This is a genomic window from Brevibacillus laterosporus (genome assembly GCA_007833815.1).
In the GTDB taxonomy this organism is placed as follows: Bacteria; Bacillota; Bacilli; order Brevibacillales; family Brevibacillaceae; genus Brevibacillus_B; species Brevibacillus_B laterosporus_D.
Genome location: CP033464.1, coordinates 5,191,920 through 5,214,413 on the forward strand (window position 1 = coordinate 5,191,920; position 22,494 = coordinate 5,214,413).

A 22,494-nucleotide genomic window follows, 5' to 3' on the forward strand; every position below is an offset into this window, starting at 1 on the left:
CATTATCTCATTCTTTCAACCACAAAAAAAAGCACCCTTCTTTTAGAAGGTGTGCTCTGTAGCATTAAGGAAATGATTATTTATTTAGCCACCAATCCCATGATCGTATTGAATCACTCTGTCCTTTGCCATTGCCACTTCAAAATCCATCACCTGACTACACAACCCAAAGATCATTACCAGCGAAAGCAAAAAGACTTTCATCATTCCTTACCTCCTCCATTATTTTTTTATAATCCTGTTTCTGTTGCAGTGTTGCGTGGTATCTATGTGCTTCAAAAAGTGTTACGCATCGTATGAAATTCTTTTGATCATTCATAGCTGTAGATAAAGCTAGGCATCGTAGAATATCGACTATCCCATTATGAAAACGTTCATTTTGGAACTGATAAATAGCTAACTGATACCTAAACCGAAGATGGCGTTCTACATTAATAGTATCTTGGTATTGATCAAAGCAACGTATCTCTTCTGAAAATCTCTCTAATAGGTTGTCTATCGAAAAGTCATATTTATTGGCTGATTCTACAATGGTCACTAGACCAGCAAGAATCTCCTTTGGATGTTCATCAAGGAAAGCGATATAATCTGGAAGAATATCTGTAAGTCCCAGTAGCAAATCGAACGTATATCTATTGGCTTGGGCCCATAATCGGAATTTCTGAACCTCTTTTTGTCCTACATCATCAAGATTTTCAAACCATCCTAAATCAGCGTAACCAGCAGCATACTCGTTTGCCTCTCTATACAAGCCTTGCTTTTCCAATGATTCCGATTTCAATAAATAGGCCTGTCCATAATAGACAACCAAATGGCGTTCCGTTTTGAGAGGTTCACCTTTTCTATTACTTTTTTGTCTATTTTGTTCATTATCGTATACCAAAGTAACCAATTCTCTTAACTCGTCTGCGTATTTCTCTACCTCTTTCCACTTATGCAAAGTAAAGCTCACATTTGCTAGCTGTAATAATGCATCCAATTGGTAATTCTCAGAGAGTCTTTTTCGAAAAGGTTCGAATCGAATAACAGCTTTACCATTTTCCTCTGCATTGGTTCCCAGTAGTGATCGAAATAAACGATATTGACTCATTACAGCTCGTTCTGAGTGGCTATTTCTTTCATTATCAATCACCAATTGGTAAAAATAAGCTGATTCCTTCTGTTTTCCCTTATAAAATAGCTGTTCAGCTACAGCAAAAAGAACTTCGATGTTTTTAGGATCCTCTAACAACTGAGAGATTACCAACTGAATACAGTCATGTCTACCTATTTCGGCACACTGAACAAGATACGGTCTAACTCTTCTCTTAGATACTTTTCCTCTTTGAAAGCATTCCTCTACATATAAATCATACAGCCACCCAGTAGGCTCTCCAAATGCTCGTCCAATAGCATTTAATTGATGGACAGTTAATGCTCGGATAGGATTCCCCTTCAAGAATCCGCTCAAGTGCCCGGCATTGATATTAGTCAATTCACTGAGTTTACTTAAGGTGTAGTTATATGATTTGATGCGATATTCAATTTCCGACCGTATCGATCGCACCATCACATGATTACTTCCGACCATATAAACACTCCTTTTTAACGAAATATCAATATTTTACTATATTTTACAATTTTTTCGGAGAATCCGCTACTAAAATCTCAAAAAATGTAAAATTTTATATTTTTCGACACAAAAAAAAGAAGCTTCCTTCCGTGGATCCATAGATCAGCACAGATAAGGACGCTTCTTTTTTCTTGAATCAATGAGGTTTATTCCTTACAGCTTGCTAAAGGCTTCTGTTAATACCGGTACAATTTGTTTCTTACGAGAGACAACGCCTTTTAGAAGCACTTTGTTATCAACCAATGACACGTTATATGCCAACTCCACAGCTTTAGCTGCACGACCTACTGCCAAGCCAACGGAATCATTGTTTAGAATATCGGTTACGACAAATAGGAACAAATCTAACCCTTTTTCTTCAATAATAGCAGCTAGATGAGCTTCGATTTCAGCTTGGCTATCTAAAACATCGTTCACATCAACTGCGTTTACTTGAGCAATTTCAACTTTGGAGTTACCCATTGCAAACTCTTTAGAATCAAGAGAAATCAATTGGCTAATCGTTTTGTCGCTGAGGTCTGCACCAGCTTTTAACATCTCCAAGCCATAGCTTTGCAAATCAACGCCAGCAATCGCTGCTAGTTCATGAGCCGCTTTCACGTCTTGCTCCGTGCATGTTGGAGATTTTAATAAGAGCGTGTCAGAGATGATCGCAGACAGCATAAGACCAGCAATTGTTTTCGTTACCTCGACACCGTTCTCTTTGTACATTTTATTTAAAATCGTAGTCGTACACCCAACTGGCTCTGCACGGAAGTACAACGGGTGATTTGTCTCAAAGTTAGCAATACGGTGATGATCAATAACTTCAACCACGCGTACCTGGTCGATGTCGTTCGCACTTTGCTGGCGCTCGTTGTGGTCTACTAGGATAACATCTTGAGCTTCTGTCGCTACGGTTTCTACCAAGCGTGGAGCCTCTACATTGAAGTATGTAAGCACAAATTCTGTTTCTCCGTTCATGTTGCCTAGACGAACAGGCTCCACGTTTGCACCCAATTTTGTTTTTAAATCAGCATAAATAAGTGCGGAACAAATCGTATCTGTGTCTGGGTTTTTATGTCCAAAAATTAGTGTTTTTTCCATAATCGTTCTCCTTATTCCTGTTTTAGAGATAAACATATAATATCATAGGAGTTATGATACTCTCCATGCTCATTATAAATTTAAAATCCATGTTTTTAAATCCTTCTGCAAAACTTTACACGTTCTATACCAATATTTTTTGTGTGATAGGTATTTTCCCAAGCCCATCCACAATCTGAATTTCCGTTCCATACGGTCTTGACAGCTCTGCTACTCGCTTTAAAATATCGTCATTTCTACTGAGCTGTGGAAAACCGTTCTGATGCCGTTTTTTTCCACACCCTAGCTCGATGGGGTGCAATGTAATCTCTTTTACTTGTCCATTCTCCATACTCCATGAGGCGATGACAGACTCCATGACCTCCGGAATCGTAAGCAAGCCTTTTGTCCCTTTATCTGTTTTCGAGTCCATGGCCTGCATAATGGTCATATCATGTGGGAATGAATTGGCGTCATAAAATTCCTGTGGTAATACTTCCAACGTTTCATCCTGAAAAATAAAATTACTCAAGCTATAAAAAATCGGGCGATTCTGATAAATCTCGATACCACGTAGCGTATGTGGACCATGCCCCACCACCGCATGGGCACCAGCATCGATAAATCTGCGAGAAGCTATCTCTACAAAATCAGCAGGAATCTGCTTATTTGCCCCTTTCATTTCATGAGCATGAAAGCTCACGACAACATAATCTGCTTGGCGAGAAGCGTCATCAATGCTAGCTTCTAAACGTTTCATATCCAGCTCATGTGGCATTGTGACTAGTTTCTCTTTCTCACCCCCATAAAAAATAGCAGGATACCCATACAAGTCATAACCAAACGGTAGTACTCCTTCTGGCAACGGGGACAGAAAGGACTCTTCCACCAGCATCTCATATAGAGCATTTACTTCTGTTTGACTAGCGATGCGCTTCATCACCTCAAAATCAGCTTGTGACACTAGATGTTTTTTCACATGCCTCAGCCCATTCACACCTGGACGACCTTTCCCATCACGCCGCTGTTCGGAAGCCAGATGTGTTTGATGAAAAGAGGAGGTCACAGAAAGTAACGCCACTCGTCCAGCTGGCGTATCCAAATAAACAGGGCGACCTGCTTCAAACAGATTTTTTCCCATCCCTGTGTGTAATAGACCTGCTTCCCGCAAATACTTGTTGGTTAGTAACAAACCATCGTGGCTGAAGTCCATCGAATGGTTATTGGCTGTTCCCACTAAATTAAATCCATATTCCTTCAAATCCTCTAGCCGATCAGGAGTCGTTTGCACATGAGTACCACCAGAAATAGCATTTGGTGTACCTTCATTGTAAGAAACATGCATTTCCAAATTAGTAAGGCTCGCATCTGCCTGACGAATAAGCTTTGCTACCTCTTGAAAGCTAGGCTCCTGATAACTGGGCACACGCCTGGTTTGCAGATAGTCTCCTGTGGCTACGAATGTCATAATTGAATTCACGATTGCACTCCCTCCAAATCAGTGGTATAAGATGGTTTGACTTGCTCCTTGCGTTTTACAAACAGTAGGAATAAACAACCACTAGCGACATAAATAAAGGCATTCAGAAGTAGTGCCTGATTAAACCCTGCGGTCAGATTAGCACCAGCAGCTTGTACGATCGCTCCCGTCACAAGTGGTGAAATCATTCCAGCCAAAGTTACTAGTCCAGACATAACCCCCATAATCAGACCTGTTCGTTCAGGTAATAACGTACTACCAATAACAGAAGCTAAGCTACCTGCTGTTGTCGTTAATCCTAACCCAAAGCAAAATAGGGTAATAAGTATGGCTGTAGATTGAAACAATGGAACCAAACTAAACAAAATACCACCTGTCATAACAGCAATACCACCGACTACTACATAAGATTTACGTACCAATCTCGTTTTTTTAAACAAACGGTCTGCTAACATACATGTTAGTAATGTGATTAATCCAGCGGTAATACCAATAATAGCGATAGATGTACTCATTTGATTAGAACTTAGCTTCAAAACTTTCACCAGATACGTTGGCAACCAGACCAATACGAAGGTCACACCCCACATCTGAGCAAAGTAAAGTAGAAAAGGGAATAGAAAATCCTTTGATGTCAATGTATGGCAAACATCAGACCAATTCAACGATGATGACTTACTTACAGACTTATTTGAGTGAAGTTGTACCGATTGACTCTTTGTTGACAAATGAGTCGCAGACACACCTTTACTGTCTGGACGATCTGATCCTCCCAAAAGCCATAGAATCACCCAGACTAAGCTTACCGTGCCTAACGCTGCCCAAGCCCATCTCCAGCCCCAGTGTTCAATAGAAGATACCAGAACAGGAGTAAACGAACTAGAACCAATGGACGCGCCAAAAGTCAACAAGGCAAAAATAAAGCCACGACGCTCTTCTGGAAACCATTTGCTAAGGTGACTAACAATGACAGGCCATGTAGGTCCTTCTCCGATCCCTAACAAAATCCTCGCAACAATTAATACAGGTAAGCTCGTAATCACAAGCGAGCCAAATTGCACAACAGTCCAGCAAATCGCCATAATCGTAATCACTTTTTTGGTACCAATCTTATCGGATAACCCCGCTCCAATGACACCAGCAATTGCAAAAAACCAGAAAAAACTGCTCCCTACCAATCCCCATTGTGTTGGACTAAGCGCCATCTCCTGCATAATTTGGGCAGCGGAATATCCGGCAATCGATTTATCAAGATAGTTAATCAGGTAAAAGACAAATAGAAACACTACCGTTACCCACGCCATGAGAGACTCCCCCTACACATTTTCCCTGATCCATTCTTTCTCATGATTTTGTTTTTTGCTGTTCGTCTCAAGATTCAGATAGACATAAATGCTCAGCTACCAACGACACAAATAACTTTCCTATTTGTAACATTGAGCGTTCATCCACATCGAACATCGGATGGTGATGCGGATATGTTGCATTTATTTCACTGTTCCCACCCCCTATTCCCACAAAATTTCCTGGTATCCTTTGCAAATAATAGGCAAAATCCTCTCCCCCCATCTGTGGCGGAACCCGAACAACTCGTTCATTTCCTACCAGCTGGTTCGCAATTGTTTCCACCCTTTTTGTCTCCGCAGGATCATTCCAGACAGACGGATAACCTCTGCGATACGTAAACTGAACAGTAGCTCCAGCGCCTTCAACCGTATGCTGAATCATTTGTTGCATAGCTTGTTCGATGTCAGTACGTGTTTCTTCACTGAACGTGCGCACTGTGCCCAAAATCTGTGCGGTATCTGGAATCACATTGTAAGTAGATCCACTTTGAAAGGAGCCTATCGTTAACACGGCTGGTTGCAAAGGATCTACGCGTCTGCTGACAATTTGTTGTAAATTCAAGATTAGTTGACTTCCTATCACTACTGGATCAATGGACTCATGAGGACTTGCCCCATGCCCACCTTTCCCTTGAATTTCAATTTGAAATTCATCAGAAGCAGCCATCATATACCCTTCCTGAACACCAATCATTCCCAGCGGAAGTCCAGAAAACACATGCGTTCCATAAATAACATCCACTCCATCGAGACAACCATCCTCTACCATCGAGATCGCTCCACCAGGATGTAATTCTTCCGCATGCTGAAAGAGAAGTACCACCGTTCCGCTTAGTTCATGCTCGAACTCTTTCAAAATCTTAGCTGTTCCCAATAAAGCTGCTGTGTGGATATCATGACCACACGCATGCATGACCCCAGGAATTCTTGACTTATAATCTACCTGTTTCTCGTCCTGGATAGGAAGCGCATCAAAATCAGCTCGTAGCGCCACCGTTTTGCCTGTTTTCCCTGTTTTTTCCTGTTTTTTTCCGTAGATCGTAGCTACGATGCCACGACCTCCAACCCCTTCTCGTACTTCAATACCAAGCTTTTTCAAATAAGCAGCAATTTTATTGGGCGTCTCTACCTCTTGGAAAGATAACTCTGGATACATATGAAAATCTCGTCGCAAGGCCACCATTTCAGGGTACAGTGCTTCTAATTTGATACTTGCCTGGTTTAACATCGCTCTTCCTCCTTTTTCTTCATAACTCTCTTCTTGTTAGCTTTCCTAGCGCCACTCCCTTTACCGATTATTCTCCCATTTTTTATCAGAATTATCAGTTATTAACCATTCTACTTTCTGAATGAATTCATAGCAAGTTAATAATAAAAATGAAGTTTATGCTCCAAAACGAAGGAAATAACGCTCTTTATTATTGTTTATTCCTAAAATTTGCGATAGTCTTTAAAAGGACAGCTACTAAACTAGGAGGTACATCTATGAAAAAAATCGTAATAGCATTGTTTGCCCTCATGCTTCTTTTAACAGCTTGTGATCCCCTCCGTTTTACCGAGAAAAATCCCATTGACCAACAAGACATGATTTCCCTTTTACAACCTAAACTGGAAAAAGCCCCTACCTATGAAAAATTCACTCATGTCTATGCTAAAGAAGCGGTAGGAGGCGAAAGGATCGCAACCATCACTAAAGATGGTGTAGAAACAGAAAATACCGCAGTTGCCAAGGATATGCTCGTTAAAAACCAGACCGAAGCAAATGAAATGTATATCTTAAAACCAGACAAGTTCTCCAAACGATACAAACAAATCGGCGAAGCAAAAGATGGATTTAAAGAGTATCAAGCGGTCGGTGAAATTAAAGCAATTGAAGTGACCCCTGACTTGCTAAAAGAAGCTAAGGTCACTGCACAGGAATTTTACTTTATAGCAGCCTGGGGTGAGAAAATGGTCGTTAAAGAAGGCGATTATTTAGTATCACCACTGGACTACTCCGAAGTGTATCGCATCGCCCACAAGGAGTTTTTTGAGACATATCGCTTGAAGGAAAAGGAGCCCGATCGGTCTTGATCAGGCAATGTAAAAATAGCAATCTCTGGTGCACTCCCCAACTGGTGACGAGTCTGCACCAGAGCCTTAGGTTCCACGTATATAGCGTATATCCAAGCTTATTTCTTTTGCAGAGCTTTCCATCATTCTTGGATAGGTATAGCGGCATCATACATGAATTGCTCTAGACGTTTCTGATGATTCATCCTTTCTTCTACGTTCCAGTCCAGCTTCTGAGCCATATAGGCGATAACGGGCTCTTTCCATTCTCTAACTCCCTGCATATTAAAGTACAGAGCGCCCGTACGACGAACAAAGAAATCCTCTGGAGTCGTTGCCATTTCCTCTTCTATCGCATACAAAAGCGGGCCAAAAACTTGTTTGGGTAACCCCGTTTCAGTCATTTCTGCATCATGTTCACTTATTCGTGAAAAAATGCGAGATACATTCGAACCATAACGAAGGACCAACTGTTTCGCTTCCTGCTCAGATAAACCGAGCATGACGCCTTCTTTCACTTTTTCTTTCTTGAAAGTCCCAAACTTTTCTGCTCCGCCTACATCACCACCAGATAAGCGAATGTGATCCGTTGTACAACGTGGGTAAGTGCCTCGGCCTTCCGCTTTGAATTGCTCAGCTAGTAGATCAACAATTCTCTCAGCCATTTTGCGGTACCCAGTCAGTTTTCCTCCCGCAATGGTTAAGAGACCTGATTCTGAAATAAAAATCTCATCTTTACGCGAAAGCTCAGACGGAGACTTTCCTTCCTCATGAATTAAAGGACGTAAACCTGCCCAGCTTGATTCGACGTCTTTTCCTGTCAATTCAAGTGTTGGAAACATAAAATTAGCGGCACGAAGAATATAGTCCCGATCCTCTACAGTCATTTTTGGGTTTGCGATATCACCCTGATAGTTGGTATCCGTTGTTCCGACATACGTCTTACCATCGCGTGGAATGGCAAACACCATGCGCCCATCAGGTGTATCAAAATAAACGGATTGTTTCAGCGGAAATCTCTTTCCATCAATGACTAGATGAATCCCTTTTGTTACATGCAATCTCTTGCCTTTTTTAGAGCCATCAATTTCTCGTATCGTATCTACCCATGGACCTGCCGCATTAATAATTTTCTTGGCACGGATCGTTATTTTCTCCCCGCTAATTTGGTCAATGGCTACAACTCCTGTTATCTTATTATTTTCATACAACAATTCTTCTGCTTTCACATAATTACTAGCTACTGCTCCCCGTCGTACCGCTTCCTTCATCACTTCCATTGTTAGACGAGCATCGTCAGTCCGATATTCTACATAATAGCCGCCACCTTTTAGCTTTTCCTTTGCTAATAGGGGCTCTTTTGCTAGCGTTTGCTCCTTGTTCAGCATGATACGACGCTCATTTTTCTTAACCCCGGCTAATGCGTCATACACTCGTAAGCCTATCGAAGTAGCAAATTTACCATACGTTCCTCCTTCTATCATGGGAAGAAGCATCCACTCTGGCGTAGTGACATGGGGAGCATTTTCATATACGATGGCCCGTTCCCGTCCTACCTCCGCAACCAGCTTAAATTCCAGCTGTTTTAAATAGCGCAAACCTCCATGCACTAGTTTTGTCGAGCGACTAGAGGTCCCGGCAGCAAAATCCTGCATTTCAATCAAAGCCGTATTTATCCCACGTACTTGTGCATCCAGTGCTATTCCCGCCCCAGTGATTCCGCCTCCAATCACCAGCAGATCATATTCCTGTATCTCCATATCACGCAATAATTGTCCGCGATATAAGCTTGAAAATGGCTTTGTCATCTCACTCACTCTCCTGTACATAATAACGAACACAATTCTTCGTCAGGTGAATAAAAAAAGACCACAACAAGATCCTTCTCATTCATAAGGATCTGCTGTGGTCTACTCCCATTCTCCGACCGATATTAACTTGTCAATTTGATAACAAAAGTATAGCGTAGTTTACTGGTAGCTTCAACCGACAGTCGGTACTTGGAAGCCCATTGTTGCTTCTACTGCTTTTTTCCATCCACTATATAATTTACTTCTTTCCTCTGCCCCCATCTGTACCTCAAAGCGCTTATCAATCTGCCAAACAGAGGCAATCTCCTCTCGACTTTCCCAGAATCCAACAGCTAGACCAGCTAGATAAGCTGCCCCTAATGCTGTCGTTTCACTATTGGTAGGACGCTCAACTGAAACACCAAGAATATCGCTTTGGAACTGCATCAGGAAATTATTTCTTACTGCACCACCGTCTACACGCAAAGCTTTTAAAACAATTCCTGAATCCGCTTCCATTGCAGAAAGGACGTCTTTTGTTTGGTACGCAAGCGACTCAAGAATGGCACGGATAAAATGCTCTTTTTCTGTCCCACGTGTCAATCCAAATATAGCTCCTCGCACGTCACTCTTCCAATATGGCGTACCTAGTCCAACAAAGGCTGGAACCATATATACCCCTTCAGTCGATTCCACTCGTTGTGCGTATTGCTCACTTTCAGCCGCCGATTTTAACATCCGAAGCCCATCACGTAGCCATTGGATAGCTGAACCAGCAACAAAAATACTGCCCTCTAACGCATATTCCACTTTACCATCGATGCCCCATGCGAGCGTCGTTAGTAATCCTCTTTCCGATTTAACAGCCTTCTCTCCTGTGTTCATCAGCATGAAGCAGCCTGTTCCATAGGTGTTTTTCGCCATACCCGTTTCGTAGCATGCCTGCCCAAACAAAGCCGCTTGCTGATCTCCTGCCGCCCCAGCGATGGGTACTTGTTCGCCAAAGAAATGATACGATGCTGTAAGCGCATACACCTCTGATGATGCTCGAACCTCAGGTAGCATACATTTAGGTATATTCAGCATGGCTAATAACTCATCGTCCCATTTTTGCTCATAGATATTATATAGAAGAGTTCGTGAAGCGTTCGAATAATCCGTTACATGACTCTCCCCACCTGATAAACGCCAGATCAACCATGTATCAATGGTTCCAAACAGCAGGTCACCCTTCTCCGCCTTCTCACGTGCACCTTCTACATGATCCAAAATCCATTTTAATTTGGTACCAGAGAAGTAAGCATCGATCACTAATCCGGTTTTTTCCTGCACTAGATAGGAATAGCCCTGGGCCTTTAGCTCATCACATATCTCGGATGTTTGACGGGATTGCCAAACAATCGCGTTATATACTGGTTTGCCTGTGTGTTTATCCCAAACGATCGTGGTTTCACGCTGATTCGTGATTCCAATCGCCGCTACTTCCTTTGGGCTAATATTGGATGTGGACAGAACCTCTGCAATCACAGCTAAAATAGAACCCCATATTTCAAATCCATTATGCTCTACCCATCCTGGCTGTGGAAAATACTGTGGAAATTCCCGCTGTGCCATGGCAACAATCTGCCCTTGCTTATTAAAAAGAATGGCACGAGAACTGGATGTGCCTTGATCTAATGACAAAATATATTTTTTCTCCATATATCACTCATCCCTTTTCCCTGTTATTCAGTATTTTCTCTCTAGTCTAAGCAAGAAATACGATTTTATAGAATAGGGCTGCCAATACCCCTCCAACAATTGGTCCCACAACCGGAATCCAAGCATAACTCCAGTTCGACGTTCCTTTTCCAGCGATCGGGAGCAGAAAGTGGGCGAGACGTGGTCCTAAATCTCTCGCTGGATTAATCGCATATCCTGTCGTGCCACCTAGGGATACCCCAATGCTAACGATTAAAAGTCCTACGACAAACGGATTTAATCCATCTACAAATTTATTCGCTCCAATCGCGAGAATACCAAAAACCAGAATAAAAGTACCAATAATTTCACTTAAAAGATTACCTAGTGTGTTAGGAATGGCAGGATCAGTTGCAAAAACAGCCAATTTCGCCCCTTTATCCTCTGTTTGTTTCCAGTGAGGTAGATAGTGTAGCCAAACAATTACAGCGCCCAAAAAAGCTCCCAACATCTGTGCCACGATATACAACGGTACGTCCGTCCAAGCAAACCTATCGATGGTAGCTAACGCAATCGTAAGGGCTGGATTTAGATGAGCGCCACTTATCCCGCCCACAGCATAAGCTCCCATGGTAACGGCCAACCCCCAGCCAATCGTAATGACAATCCACCCTGAATTCTGCGCTTTTGATTTATGGAGGACAACCCCTCCTACTACGCCGCCCCCCAAAATAATTAAAAGCATGGTACCAACCAATTCTCCTACAAATGGTGACATCTTCTGTATCCCCCTTTATGCTTGACTGACAACAAAAAACCCACAGGAAACAATCCCTATAATACCATAGGGAAGCCTCTGTGGGTCTCCGATTCTCCGTCACCTGATTAACTTTATATCCCATTTAAACAAACAAAAGATAATTCTGTCAACAATGAATTATCAGGGAATCCAAAAAGTTTTATTTATTCTCATAATGGTTCCAAATCTCTCTACGCGATGTTGTTACCGCAACGGCCCCACCACTAAAGGCACACTCGGCATCCTCCACCGTTCTGATTAAACCACCTGCAAGCACAGGAATCTTCACACGTTCATATACTTCGGCAATAATATGCGGCATAATTCCTGGTAATACCTCGATATAATCTGGCTGCGTTTGTTCTAAAAGACGGTAACTGGTTTCAAGCGCCGTAGTGTCCAGCAGAAATAATCGTTGAATCGCTAAGACTTTATTTTTCTTTGCGGTTAGTACGGCACTTTTCCGCGTGGAAATTACACCTGCTGGTCGAATTTCTTGACATAAAAATTCGGTTGCATATTCATCATTTCGTAAGCCATTAATGAGATCAGCATGCACAAGCATTTTTTTATTATGCTTTTTCGACATTTGGACAATATGCTTTAATTGTCCCACATGGCTATCCAACAAGACTAAATATTCAAAACGACTTTTAAGCAATGCCTCGAAATCCTTCATCTGTCTGACTGCTGGTAATACTTTCTGCTGTAAAAAATCCATGCAACACTTCACATCCTGTAACAAAAACGTTCATGCATCATTGTAGCAGGATTTTTCGATGATGCAACTAGTACCTTTTTTAACAGTAGCAATTCGGATTCCTTTACTAAACTGTTAATAAAACCTTTAGCAGTTGCTAGTATTCCTTGGTAGGTTTCTGGAGAGAGATTTTTTACTACCCCGTAGCATGTAAAAGTGTCTTCAAGAAGGCTTCTTTCACGTTCGATTGTATAAAATTGGGTAAGGATTTACGGAACAAAGTTGAAAACTACAAATTCTTTTTTTGTCTCAACAGATTTATGTACTTGTACGTCTACAATTCCAAATAGCTTAGAATTTATCTCATGAATTGAAAACGAAAAGCGCTCATTATCAAGAGGTAATTTACGTAAATGGTATTGTTTACGTGAGAAAAATGCTTCTTTTTCCATTACAACAGTCGTGTTCTGAGAAGAACTTTGAATAGACAATTGGAGAGCAGCTTTTAAAATGATACGTTTAGCGTTAACTTTTAGTCTTTTAAATTCAAGACTATCGAAAAAGAAAAACGGTTTACAATAACGATCCCCGCGTTCCCATTCAAGGTTATCGCTTGCCAGCTCGAATCGGACTAAATCCGGATTATTAGGATGGCAAGACATTTATCTAAAACCAATACCTCGTCGGCCTCTTTAATCGTTGAGAGGCGATGAGCAACAACGAGAACCGAACGATTTCTCATCATCTGTTCGAGTAGCAGGATAGGTGCATCTTTTAAGATAGCACGAGTACATACCAGGGGCAGTCATCCATGCTCGCTTCTTTTCTACCAAAATTCCTTTTTGCAAAAAGATAGCCATAGTAGATGAATATTTCTCAAATAACACATCCTTTAGATTGAAAGCTTTTACCATATGTATACCTGAAACAGTATCCTGGGCTATTGAATTAGCTTTTCCTAAATGCTTTTGTAGTTCTTCTGTATATTTTCGTAAAGGTTTACTCAAAACGCCCATAATCAGTATGGCTACTGGCAAAATTGAGATACTTAATACAACTAACTTCCAATTGGTAGAAACTAGCAAACAAAGGGCTCCAACAAAAATAACCGGCATATAAAAAATTTGATAGAAATGTTGTTGCAAAAAATTCTGTAATAACGTGGCATCGTTTGTTAAACGCGAGGTAATATCTCCTGTATGATATTTTTCAATGGCGGAAATAGGCATTTTTTCTATATGATAGGTAACATTATTTTTTATAATTTTACAGCAGAATATTTTATGAAATATTTTGAAATAAAGCCGACAATCGTTAATCCTAAAATCAAGGTAGCGAAGCTTACTAGCTTTTGATAGTCATTTGTATATCCAAATTTCGATTGTCGCTACGATAAGAGAAGTAACGATACAGAGAAAAACCCAAAAACGATATGGTCTTACATGTGTTAATACCCAACTGGAATACAGGTTTTTTGAGGGGTGTTTGCTCTTGTTTTTGAAAATTCATCTGCTGCTCCTCTCGAAAAGATAAATAGTGATTTCCCCTACAAACAAGAATCTTTATAGGGGAAATCACGGAAACTAAACTTTCATCGGTACAACATTTACTTCAGGACAAAAAACTCTTGGAGAATCTCTTTGAGTATGGAGCCATTTTTAGTAACTTGTTCTCCGCTAAGCATCCTCGAATGATCTCCATAGCCACGATAGTTTATAAATCGTTCAGATGCTCGTGCCCACACTTCCTCATTCCATTTTTCAGCCTCATAGGCTGTTACGTTTCCTTGCTCGCATTCTGCTTGGATGAGATGAATAGCGGCCTTTGTATTACCTTTATTTACCAATTGATTATGGAACATCAGATAACTGAACATGTTTTGAAAAAAACCTTGTTTGATAAAATCGTTAGTTATGAACTGCTCTAGATCCTCTTTTGTCATATTAAACAGCTCGTTATTTTCTGCTATTTTTTTAAAATAGGCTCCAATTTCTTTTCTTGCTTCAGTAGCCGTTTGTTCAATTGCTTTATCCTTCCAATAGGAGTCAAATAAAATAATGCTGGACACCTGTCTTCCTTGGTTTTCCAATACTTTTGCTACTTCAAAAGCTAAATTACCGCCAGAGGAATACCCCATCAAAGTATACGGCCCCTCAGAATCGATCTGAGTAATTGCATTGACGTACTGCTCAATGCGATTGTCTTCTTCTATGAAGTCAAAGCTATATAAAGAAATGTCGTGGACTTCTTCAGCAAGCTTTTGATAGAAGGTACTGTGGGCTGCAATCGGTGTAAAGCTAAATACAGGTCGATTTGTTTCTTTATTTAGTAGAATCGGGTGACCCGCGTTTTGCTCGTACTGCTTATGCAAAATAAACTCTGCCATTTTTTCAATCGTTGGATGCTGGAATACAAGATGTAGAGGCAACTCTTCCTGCATGTACTCATACACCTTTGATATGAGAAGCATCGCTTTTAAGGAATGTCCCCCGATTTCAAAGAAATGATCAGTGATGCCAATTTTCTCTACTGCTAATACTTCTTTCCAAATAGTAGCCAATTGTTCCTCTACCATGTTTCTAGGGGCAATATATTCTTTTGCTGCAACGCCGACGTTCTGAGGCTTTGGCAATGCTCTCTTATCTACTTTTCCGTTAGCAGTAGTAGGTAGTTCTAAAAGCTGTACGAAGTAAGTAGGAACCATGTAGGCTGGGAGTTCCTTGGAAACAAATTTTCTCAGATCAGCCAGTACAACTTCCTTTTCAGCTACAAAGTAAGCACATAAATATTGCTGTGCATGTTGATCCTCTTGAGCAGTAACCACTACCTCCTTAACACCATGATACTGAAGAATGGTAGATTCGATCTCTCCTATCTCAATTCGGAAACCTCGTACTTTGACCTGCTCATCTACCCGACCAACGTATTCTATCGTGCCATCTGGACGCCACTTGGCCAAATCACCCGTTTTATACATGCGCTCCCCAGGTACAAATGGATTAGCAACGAACTTCTCTTCTGTTAATTCTGGTCGATTTAAATAACCTCTACCCAGTCCACGACCTGCTATGCATAACTCCCCTACTACTCCTATAGGCTGTAAATGATGCTCATTATTAACAATATAGACAACTACATTGGCTAGCGGTCGACCAATTGTAATCTCTTGATCTACTCCAATTGCTCTTTGGATAGTCGTAACTACACTATTCTCCGTAGGTCCATACTCATTGTTAATCTCAATAGCAGGATTTTTTTGTTTAATCTTTTGGACAATTTGTGGTGATAATTTTTCTCCTCCAAGAGTGACACAACGTAATTGGTGTAAATCCTCTGCTGTAGCGCTATCCACAATGGCATTAAACAGACTTGGAACACCATAGTAATGAGTGATTGATTCAGAGGCGATCAATTTTCGTAGTGCAAATGGATCTTTTGCCTCTTCTTCCCTTGGCAAGATCGAAGTGGCCCCTCCAAGCATAGGAGCAAACAAACTAGCTACAAATCCATCAAAAGCAAATGAGAAAATCTGCAGAGCTTTATCCTTTGGATTAAATGCATACTCGTCTCTTCTCCATTGCAGGCAGTTCACGATGGAATGATGTTCAATCATGACACCTTTTGGTTTACCAGTTGTACCTGAAGTATAGATGACATATGCCAAGTCAGTTGGTTGGTTCACAACTGTGAGATTGGTTCCATCAACTACATAATTTTGCTCCTCATCTAAATCTAGCCTCACCATATTAACTGCTAATCCATTGAACAAATGCGACTGGGTCAGTAAAAGAACAGCACCACTATCTTCTAAGACATATTCAATACGTTCAGTAGGATAAGCTGGATCAATAGGGACATAGGCTGCTCCTGCTTTCAAGATACCCATGATACCAACAATCATCTCTACGGAACGATCTACCATAATAGCTACTAGTTGATTGGGAACGATTCCTTTATTACGTAACGTACGAGCTAATTGGTTGGCTCTTTCATTTAGCTCTTGATAAGTCAGCTCCTTCTTGTTCCAGATAAGTGCTACCTGATCTGGTGTTTTTCTTACCTGTTCTTCAAAAAGCTGATGAATCGTTGTATCCTGCTGATAGTTTCTTTCTGTGTTAGTAAACTCTTGTAAAAGCTGATTTTTTTCTGCATTCGTCAGTATTTCGATAGTAGCTAGCTTCACTTCAGGATTATCTACGATCGCTTTTATAATCTGAAGGTAATTTGTCGTCAAGCGTTCTATTGTTTCCTGACGGTACAATTTGGTGCAGTATTCCACACCAATTATGATTTGATCTCTTTCTTCTGTAGCGATAAAGGTGATATCGAATTTAGAGTGTTTCCATTTATTTTCCCATTCATAGGCAATAAACCGTAGCTCATCTAATTCAATAGAATCTTCCCCTCTGTTTTGGAGAGTAAACATGGTATCAAACATTGGATTTCTGCTTACATCGCTTTGTAGCTCCAGTTTCTCCACTAGCTCTTCAAATGGATAATCCTGATTCTCATAAGCTTGTAATGCATTTTGTTTTACTTCTATTAAAAACTCTCTAAATGATTTTGATCTAGCTGGTTTATTTCGCATGGCCAATGTATTGACAAACATCCCAACAGTGCTCTGTAAATCAACATGCGATCGACCTGTAACCGGTGTACCCACAATCAGATCTTCTTGACCAGAATATTTGGAAAGAAGTACATTATATGTCGCTAACAAGACCATATAGAGAGTAGTACCTGTGTCTGTAGCTATCTTATACAAGCCTTCCATAAGCTCTTTGCCAGTTCCTCTTGTGATTACATCTCCGTCAAAGCTTTGTGTATTTGGTCTCGGAAAATCTGTCGGTAGATTTAACACAGGAATTTCATCTGCAAATGTTTGAACCCAGTGGTCTTCCTGTTTTCTATACAGATCCGTCTGAGACTGTTCATGTTGCCATTCAGAAAAATCCTTATATTGAATCGTAAGCTCTGGTAACGTATTCCCTTGATACAATTCCACCAATTCGCTGATGATGATCCCAGATGATACTCCATCAGAAATAATGTGATGCGTATCTACTAGTAACAAATAACGATCCAATCGGGTTTGAACAAGCTTGACGCGAAGCAATGGTGCCATATTTAACTGGAATGGTTTGATAAACTCATCAATGATTTCTTCCAGCTCTTCTTCAACAGTTACCTGATAATCGACTGCAAAATCAACTACTGAATGGATTTTCTGTACAGGAGAACCATTTACTAACTCGAAGGATGTACGCAAGCTCTCATGTCGGTTGATTAAACCTTTAAAAGCGGTTTCTAGTTTTACCAGATCAAGTTTTCCTTCCAGTAGCATGATAGAAGGCATGTTATAGCTGATATCTATCCCATCAAACTGGTTAAGAATAAACATTCTTCGTTGTGCTGCTGAAACCGGATAGTAATCTTGCTTTGTAGCAGGTCGGATAGATATGATCTGCTTCATGCGCTCGCTCTCCAAGTATTGGGCTATTTCTTCGATCGTTGGTTTTTCAAATAGGAAACGTAAAGGAATATCCATTTGATACTCTTTGTGCATTTGAGTTATAACCATCATAGCACGTAAGGAATGACCACCTAATGCGAAGAAATCGTCCTTACATCCAACTCGATCAATACCTAAAACTTGTTGCCAGACAGTAGCAAGTTGTACTTCCAATTGTGTTCGAGGAGCCACATATTCTGTGTTAAGCAAAGAATTGTCTGGATCTGGTAACGATCGCTTGTCAATTTTTCCATTTGCAGTTAATGGCATCGCCTCAAGTGAAATAAACGTAGAAGGAATCATCGCGATCGGTAGCTGAGTTGTTAAATGGGCACGTATTTCTGCTGTACTTACCTCTCTATCCGTAACCATATATGCGCAGAGGAATTTTTCCTTCGCTTGATCTTCCTTCGCTACAACGACTACTTCTCTTAGACCATCAAGCTTACGCATTTGTGACTCAATCTCACCAAGTTCGATCCTAACCCCACGGATTTTTACTTGATCATCAATTCGGCCCAAATATTCAATATTTCCATCTGGTAGCCACCTTGCTAAGTCCCCTGTTCTATACATTCGTTCTCCCGCGACAAACGGATTTTTCACAAATTTCTCTTCCGTAAGCTCCGGTCGATTCAAGTACCCTCTTGCTGTACCAACACCAGCAATGCATAACTCACCTGCTATCCCAATTGGTTGAAGGTTCTCAGAATCAGCCTGGACGATGTATAGTTGAGTATTATATATAGGTTTACCAATCGGAATTGCAGCTAGTTCCTCATCTGTATCACAATCAAAATACGTAACATCGACAGTAGCTTCCGTTGGTCCGTATAAATTGATTAATCTAGCTTCACACACTGAGGAAACTGCTCGACGGAATCTATCAACATGCTGTGGTGGCAATGCTTCACCACTTGCAAAAACCTGCCGTAAAGACTGGAGTTTTTCCTCTACCAACTCACTTGGCTGTTGTTCAACATAATCCAGAAAAGCGTGCAGCATCGCAGGAACAAAATGCATTGTTGTAATGCGATGTTCGGCTATTGTCTCTAAGATTTGCTCAGGGTTCTTTTCTCCTCCTACAGATAATAGGCACATTTTGGAGCCCACCATCGACCACCAGAATAGCTCCCATACTGATACGTCAAACGTAATCGCTGTTTTTTGCATAATGGTGTCAGCGGATGAAATAGGGTATTTTGCATGCATCCACATCAGTCGATTTATAACTGAATGATGTTCAATCATAACTCCTTTAGGCTTCCCTGTAGATCCTGATGTATAAATAACATAGGCTAAGTGATTTGGACCATTTATCGCTTCCAAATTCGAACCATCTTGGTGATAGCTTTGAGCGTCATTTATATCTACTATCTTCCCAGCAAAAATCACTCGCTCCAACAAATAGGGCTGGGCCAAGAGTAGTTTTGCTTTTGAATCTTCTAGCATATAGCGGATTCTTTCCTCTGGAAATTCCGGGTCAATCGGCATATATGCACCGCCAGCTTTTAAAATCCCAAAAATTCCAATAATCATCTCTAATGAACGTTCTGCCATGATTCCAACTAATTGATCAGCTACTACTCCTTCAGAACGTAGCTTTCGCGCTAACTGATTCGCTCTTTCATTCAGTTCCCGGTAAGAAAGCTGTTCCCCCTCGCAAATGACAGCTATCTGATCTGGTATACGTGCTGCTTGTTCTTCAAATAGCTGATGAATCAGCTTTTCGCGCGGATATTCCATTACCGTATTATTAAATTCAGATATAATCATATTTTTCTCTTCTTCTCGAAGCAGGGATATGTCCGCTATTTTTGATGTAGGATGATGAATGATTGTTTCAATAATGGTAAAGAACTGTTGAATTAGTTGTTCCATCTCCATTTCTGTAAACAACTGTGCTCGATAATTTAGTTGAAACAGAATTTTTTGATTATCTAATTCAATCACATTCATTTCAAAATCATTAATGACGTCTCCACAAAAATTCTCATCAACTTCAATTTCAACATTTTCATACTGCGAATAATTCATAGCACGGTACTGTACAGAAACACCAAAGAGACGTTGAAGGTCCTTATGCTGATGTGCTTCTCGTAAATCTTCCATCATTTGATTGTACGGGAATCTTTGATGGCGTAGGATCGAAACCTGCTCTTTTGATACGACTTGCAATAATGAAAGCAAATCCATCTCAGGATCAACGAATACCCGTGTTGGCACTGTACTAACGAACATTCCTAACATTTCTTTTTCCTTTTTGGTTGTTCTGTTCGCGTAGTATGTACCAATTGAAACATCGTTCTGTGTTGTCTTTTTATGCAAGTAGATGTACAACGCAGTCATAAAGACTGTTAACATACTACTGTTTGTTTGTTTGCAAAACTCATACAGGTTATAATACAAACGCTCTTCTAAGATAATATTTTTTCTTTTTCCAGCAGTAGAGGTAAGAGGATTATATGATTTAAACCCTATCACTTCGGGTAAGGTGCTAAATTTATCTACCCAATACGATTTATCCTTTTGATAGCGATCCGATTTTTCATAGTCCTGCTCCGTTTGTATAAAGTCGAAATAAGTATGATTCTCTGTTATTTCTGGAAGCTCATCATTTGCAATCTGAGAATAGTATTCGTTCGCTTGATTGACGAACATTCTTGCAGAGATTCCGTCGCAGACAATATGATGAATTTTGACATTGTACCAATATTCTTGGTCACTAATCTTGCAAATGATAAATTGATACAATTTTGAATGTAGAAGTTCAAATGGTGTACGATTGTGCTGGTCCAGCCACTTTAATGCCTGAGCTTCTCCATCAACACCTGAAAAATCGAAACATTCGAACGATTTTTCGCTATATTCCTCCACATATTGCTGAGGATAGCCATTTTGAGCTGTCAATTTAATCCGAAAGGCATCGTGCCGGAAAATAATCATATTTAGAGCTTGTTGCAAGGCACCTAGACTTATATTACCTTTCATTTTAATTGTCAATGAAATCGACGATACACCCGTATTTGGATAAAGTAATTCGGAGTACCAAATCCTTTGTTGAGGATGAGTCAACGAAAATAATTGAAGCAAATCCTTATTCATATTGCTGCACCTCTTGTTAGAAATTATAGTTTATATAAAAAAATACTATGATTGCTTACTATGTGGATGCTATCGGCATGTTGCAAGGTTTGACTGTATGTTAGGATAGATCACGTTAATCTAAGATTTATGAGAGTTATGTCTAGAGATGTAGGGAGTCGCTTGAGGAAAGACGGTACTTTATGCAGAGGAATCATCATGATGTGAGAAAAGATTTTTTGTCTATGAATCTATCAAATATTTTACCATCACCTCTTTTACTCAAGGATAATTGAAGCGGTTGTATGCGATCATACTTGGCCTCCTTTTCGATGTGAGTGACATATTGTTGCAGCAAAAAACCTTTGACCTCACTGTAAAAGCTAAATCGCATATTCCACAAAAATATATTTTATGAAAAAATAAACATTTGCGACTCACCATAACATATTAGCATTATTCTTCCATTTAAGTGTTTGTAAATTTTGTGAACTTTTATATGTATTTCTGTAAATTTCATGCTGAAAAAGTCCAAGATGCTATTGACCGTACTATACTAATGAATAGAGATTGCTTTGTCAGAAGTGGTTTCCCCTGCAAATAAACGCAGGTAAGGTCCCTCTTTCACTTTCATCTCATCAGGTGTCCCATGATCCACGATAGAACCCTGCTCCATCACGAAAATGACATTTGCTATCTCTGCTGTTTGCATTTGATGCGTTACGATCATGACGGTACGTTGATCCTTTAATGAGCGGATCACGTCACGAACACATGATTCGCTTTGTTTTCAGAGGATACTCTTTCTCTCTAGTTGCCTTTTACAGATTTAGCGATAAAAATAGTATCTACATATGTACCGTCAGGATATTTGACCTCTGCGATCTTCCTTCCCTCTTCTACAAACCCAAAGCTCTTCAATAAGCGAAGGGACCTTTCATTATGAGCAAATGCCTCGCCTGATAGCTTCTCAATGACAGGATGTGCCTCTGCCCACTCTAGCATGACTTCAAAAAAGAGACTTCCCATTCTTTGACCGCGCCACTCTTCTTTAATTGTTAAAGCGATCATACCTACATGCTGTACTCTCTTTGTTTCTCTTGGCGTAACGGTCATAATTCCGATTAATTCATTCTCGTATTCCGCGATAAACGCCACTTTATTGGGATCATTCCAAAAGGTATCAATACCGGCTGCGACTTGCACATCATTTGCGATAAATTCTTCTCCAGAAGTGAGCATGAAGGAATTATCGTGAAATACTCGTTCGTAATGCTTCCGAATGATCGAAGCGTCCTTTGCTGTCGGTGAACGAAATGAAATGATGCGATCCGATTTGTTTTGTTTCAACACAGGTACGATCTGAGCCATAGT

Annotated in this window: 11 protein-coding genes and 4 pseudogenes; 1 reads left to right on the forward strand and 14 read right to left on the reverse strand. The window is 40.4% G+C overall.

Annotated elements, in window-relative coordinates:
• Positions 1-157: 157 nt before the first annotated feature.
• The 5 genes from EEL30_25625 to EEL30_25645 all read right to left on the reverse strand — a co-directional run bounded on the left by EEL30_25625 (position 158) and on the right by EEL30_25645 (position 6,731).
• Entirely contained in the window at positions 158-1,570 is a 1,413-nt protein-coding gene (locus EEL30_25625; protein ID QDX95366.1) for a DNA-binding protein, read from the reverse strand.
• Between the two features lie 195 nt (positions 1,571-1,765).
• Complete coding sequence (locus tag EEL30_25630; GenBank protein QDX95367.1) at positions 1,766-2,698, reverse strand: manganese-dependent inorganic pyrophosphatase; 933 nt, start codon at positions 2,696-2,698, stop codon at positions 1,766-1,768.
• 124 nt (positions 2,699-2,822) lie between these two features.
• Positions 2,823-4,157: a CapA family protein gene (locus tag EEL30_25635; protein QDX95368.1), complete on the reverse strand. Its 1,335-nt coding sequence runs from the start codon at positions 4,155-4,157 to the stop codon at positions 2,823-2,825.
• A complete protein-coding gene (locus tag EEL30_25640) occupies positions 4,154-5,461 on the reverse strand; it encodes an MFS transporter (GenBank protein QDX95369.1) in 1,308 nt (435 codons plus the stop codon). Before EEL30_25640 ends, EEL30_25635 begins: the two co-directional genes overlap by 4 nt.
• A gap of 67 nt (positions 5,462-5,528) precedes the next feature.
• On the reverse strand, positions 5,529-6,731 hold the full coding sequence (locus tag EEL30_25645; GenBank protein QDX95370.1) for an amidohydrolase: 1,203 nt from the start codon (positions 6,729-6,731) through the stop codon (positions 5,529-5,531).
• Positions 6,732-6,988: 257 nt separating this feature from the next.
• Here EEL30_25645 and EEL30_25650 point away from each other — a divergent pair, with 257 nt between their 5' ends.
• The gene (locus tag EEL30_25650) at positions 6,989-7,576 is read left to right on the forward strand and encodes a hypothetical protein (GenBank protein QDX95371.1); all 588 of its coding nucleotides are present in this window, start codon (positions 6,989-6,991) and stop codon (positions 7,574-7,576) included.
• Between the two features lie 122 nt (positions 7,577-7,698).
• On the opposite strand, the gene EEL30_25655 is transcribed toward EEL30_25650, so the two are convergent.
• The 9 genes and pseudogenes from EEL30_25655 to EEL30_25695 form a co-directional block, all read right to left on the reverse strand.
• A complete protein-coding gene (locus EEL30_25655; protein ID QDX95372.1) occupies positions 7,699-9,363 on the reverse strand; it encodes a glycerol-3-phosphate dehydrogenase/oxidase in 1,665 nt (554 codons plus the stop codon).
• Positions 9,364-9,537: 174 nt separating this feature from the next.
• Positions 9,538-11,046: a glycerol kinase gene (gene glpK / locus EEL30_25660; GenBank protein ID QDX95373.1), complete on the reverse strand. Its 1,509-nt coding sequence runs from the start codon at positions 11,044-11,046 to the stop codon at positions 9,538-9,540.
• A gap of 46 nt (positions 11,047-11,092) precedes the next feature.
• The gene (locus EEL30_25665; GenBank protein QDX95374.1) at positions 11,093-11,803 is read right to left on the reverse strand and encodes an aquaporin family protein; all 711 of its coding nucleotides are present in this window, start codon (positions 11,801-11,803) and stop codon (positions 11,093-11,095) included.
• Positions 11,804-11,984: 181 nt separating this feature from the next.
• A complete protein-coding gene (locus EEL30_25670; protein ID QDX95375.1) occupies positions 11,985-12,545 on the reverse strand; it encodes a glycerol-3-phosphate responsive antiterminator in 561 nt (186 codons plus the stop codon).
• 80 nt (positions 12,546-12,625) lie between these two features.
• Positions 12,626-13,228: pseudogene (locus tag EEL30_25675) on the reverse strand (hypothetical protein).
• Positions 13,229-13,315: 87 nt separating this feature from the next.
• Positions 13,316-14,033, reverse strand: a pseudogene (locus tag EEL30_25680) (ABC transporter ATP-binding protein).
• Between the two features lie 97 nt (positions 14,034-14,130).
• Positions 14,131-21,141: an amino acid adenylation domain-containing protein gene (locus EEL30_25685; protein ID QDX95376.1), complete on the reverse strand. Its 7,011-nt coding sequence runs from the start codon at positions 21,139-21,141 to the stop codon at positions 14,131-14,133.
• 535 nt (positions 21,142-21,676) lie between these two features.
• Positions 21,677-21,904: pseudogene (locus tag EEL30_25690) on the reverse strand (ABC transporter ATP-binding protein).
• 29 nt (positions 21,905-21,933) lie between these two features.
• Positions 21,934-22,491: pseudogene (locus EEL30_25695) on the reverse strand (N-acetyltransferase).
• Between the last annotated feature and the right edge of the window lie 3 nt (positions 22,492-22,494).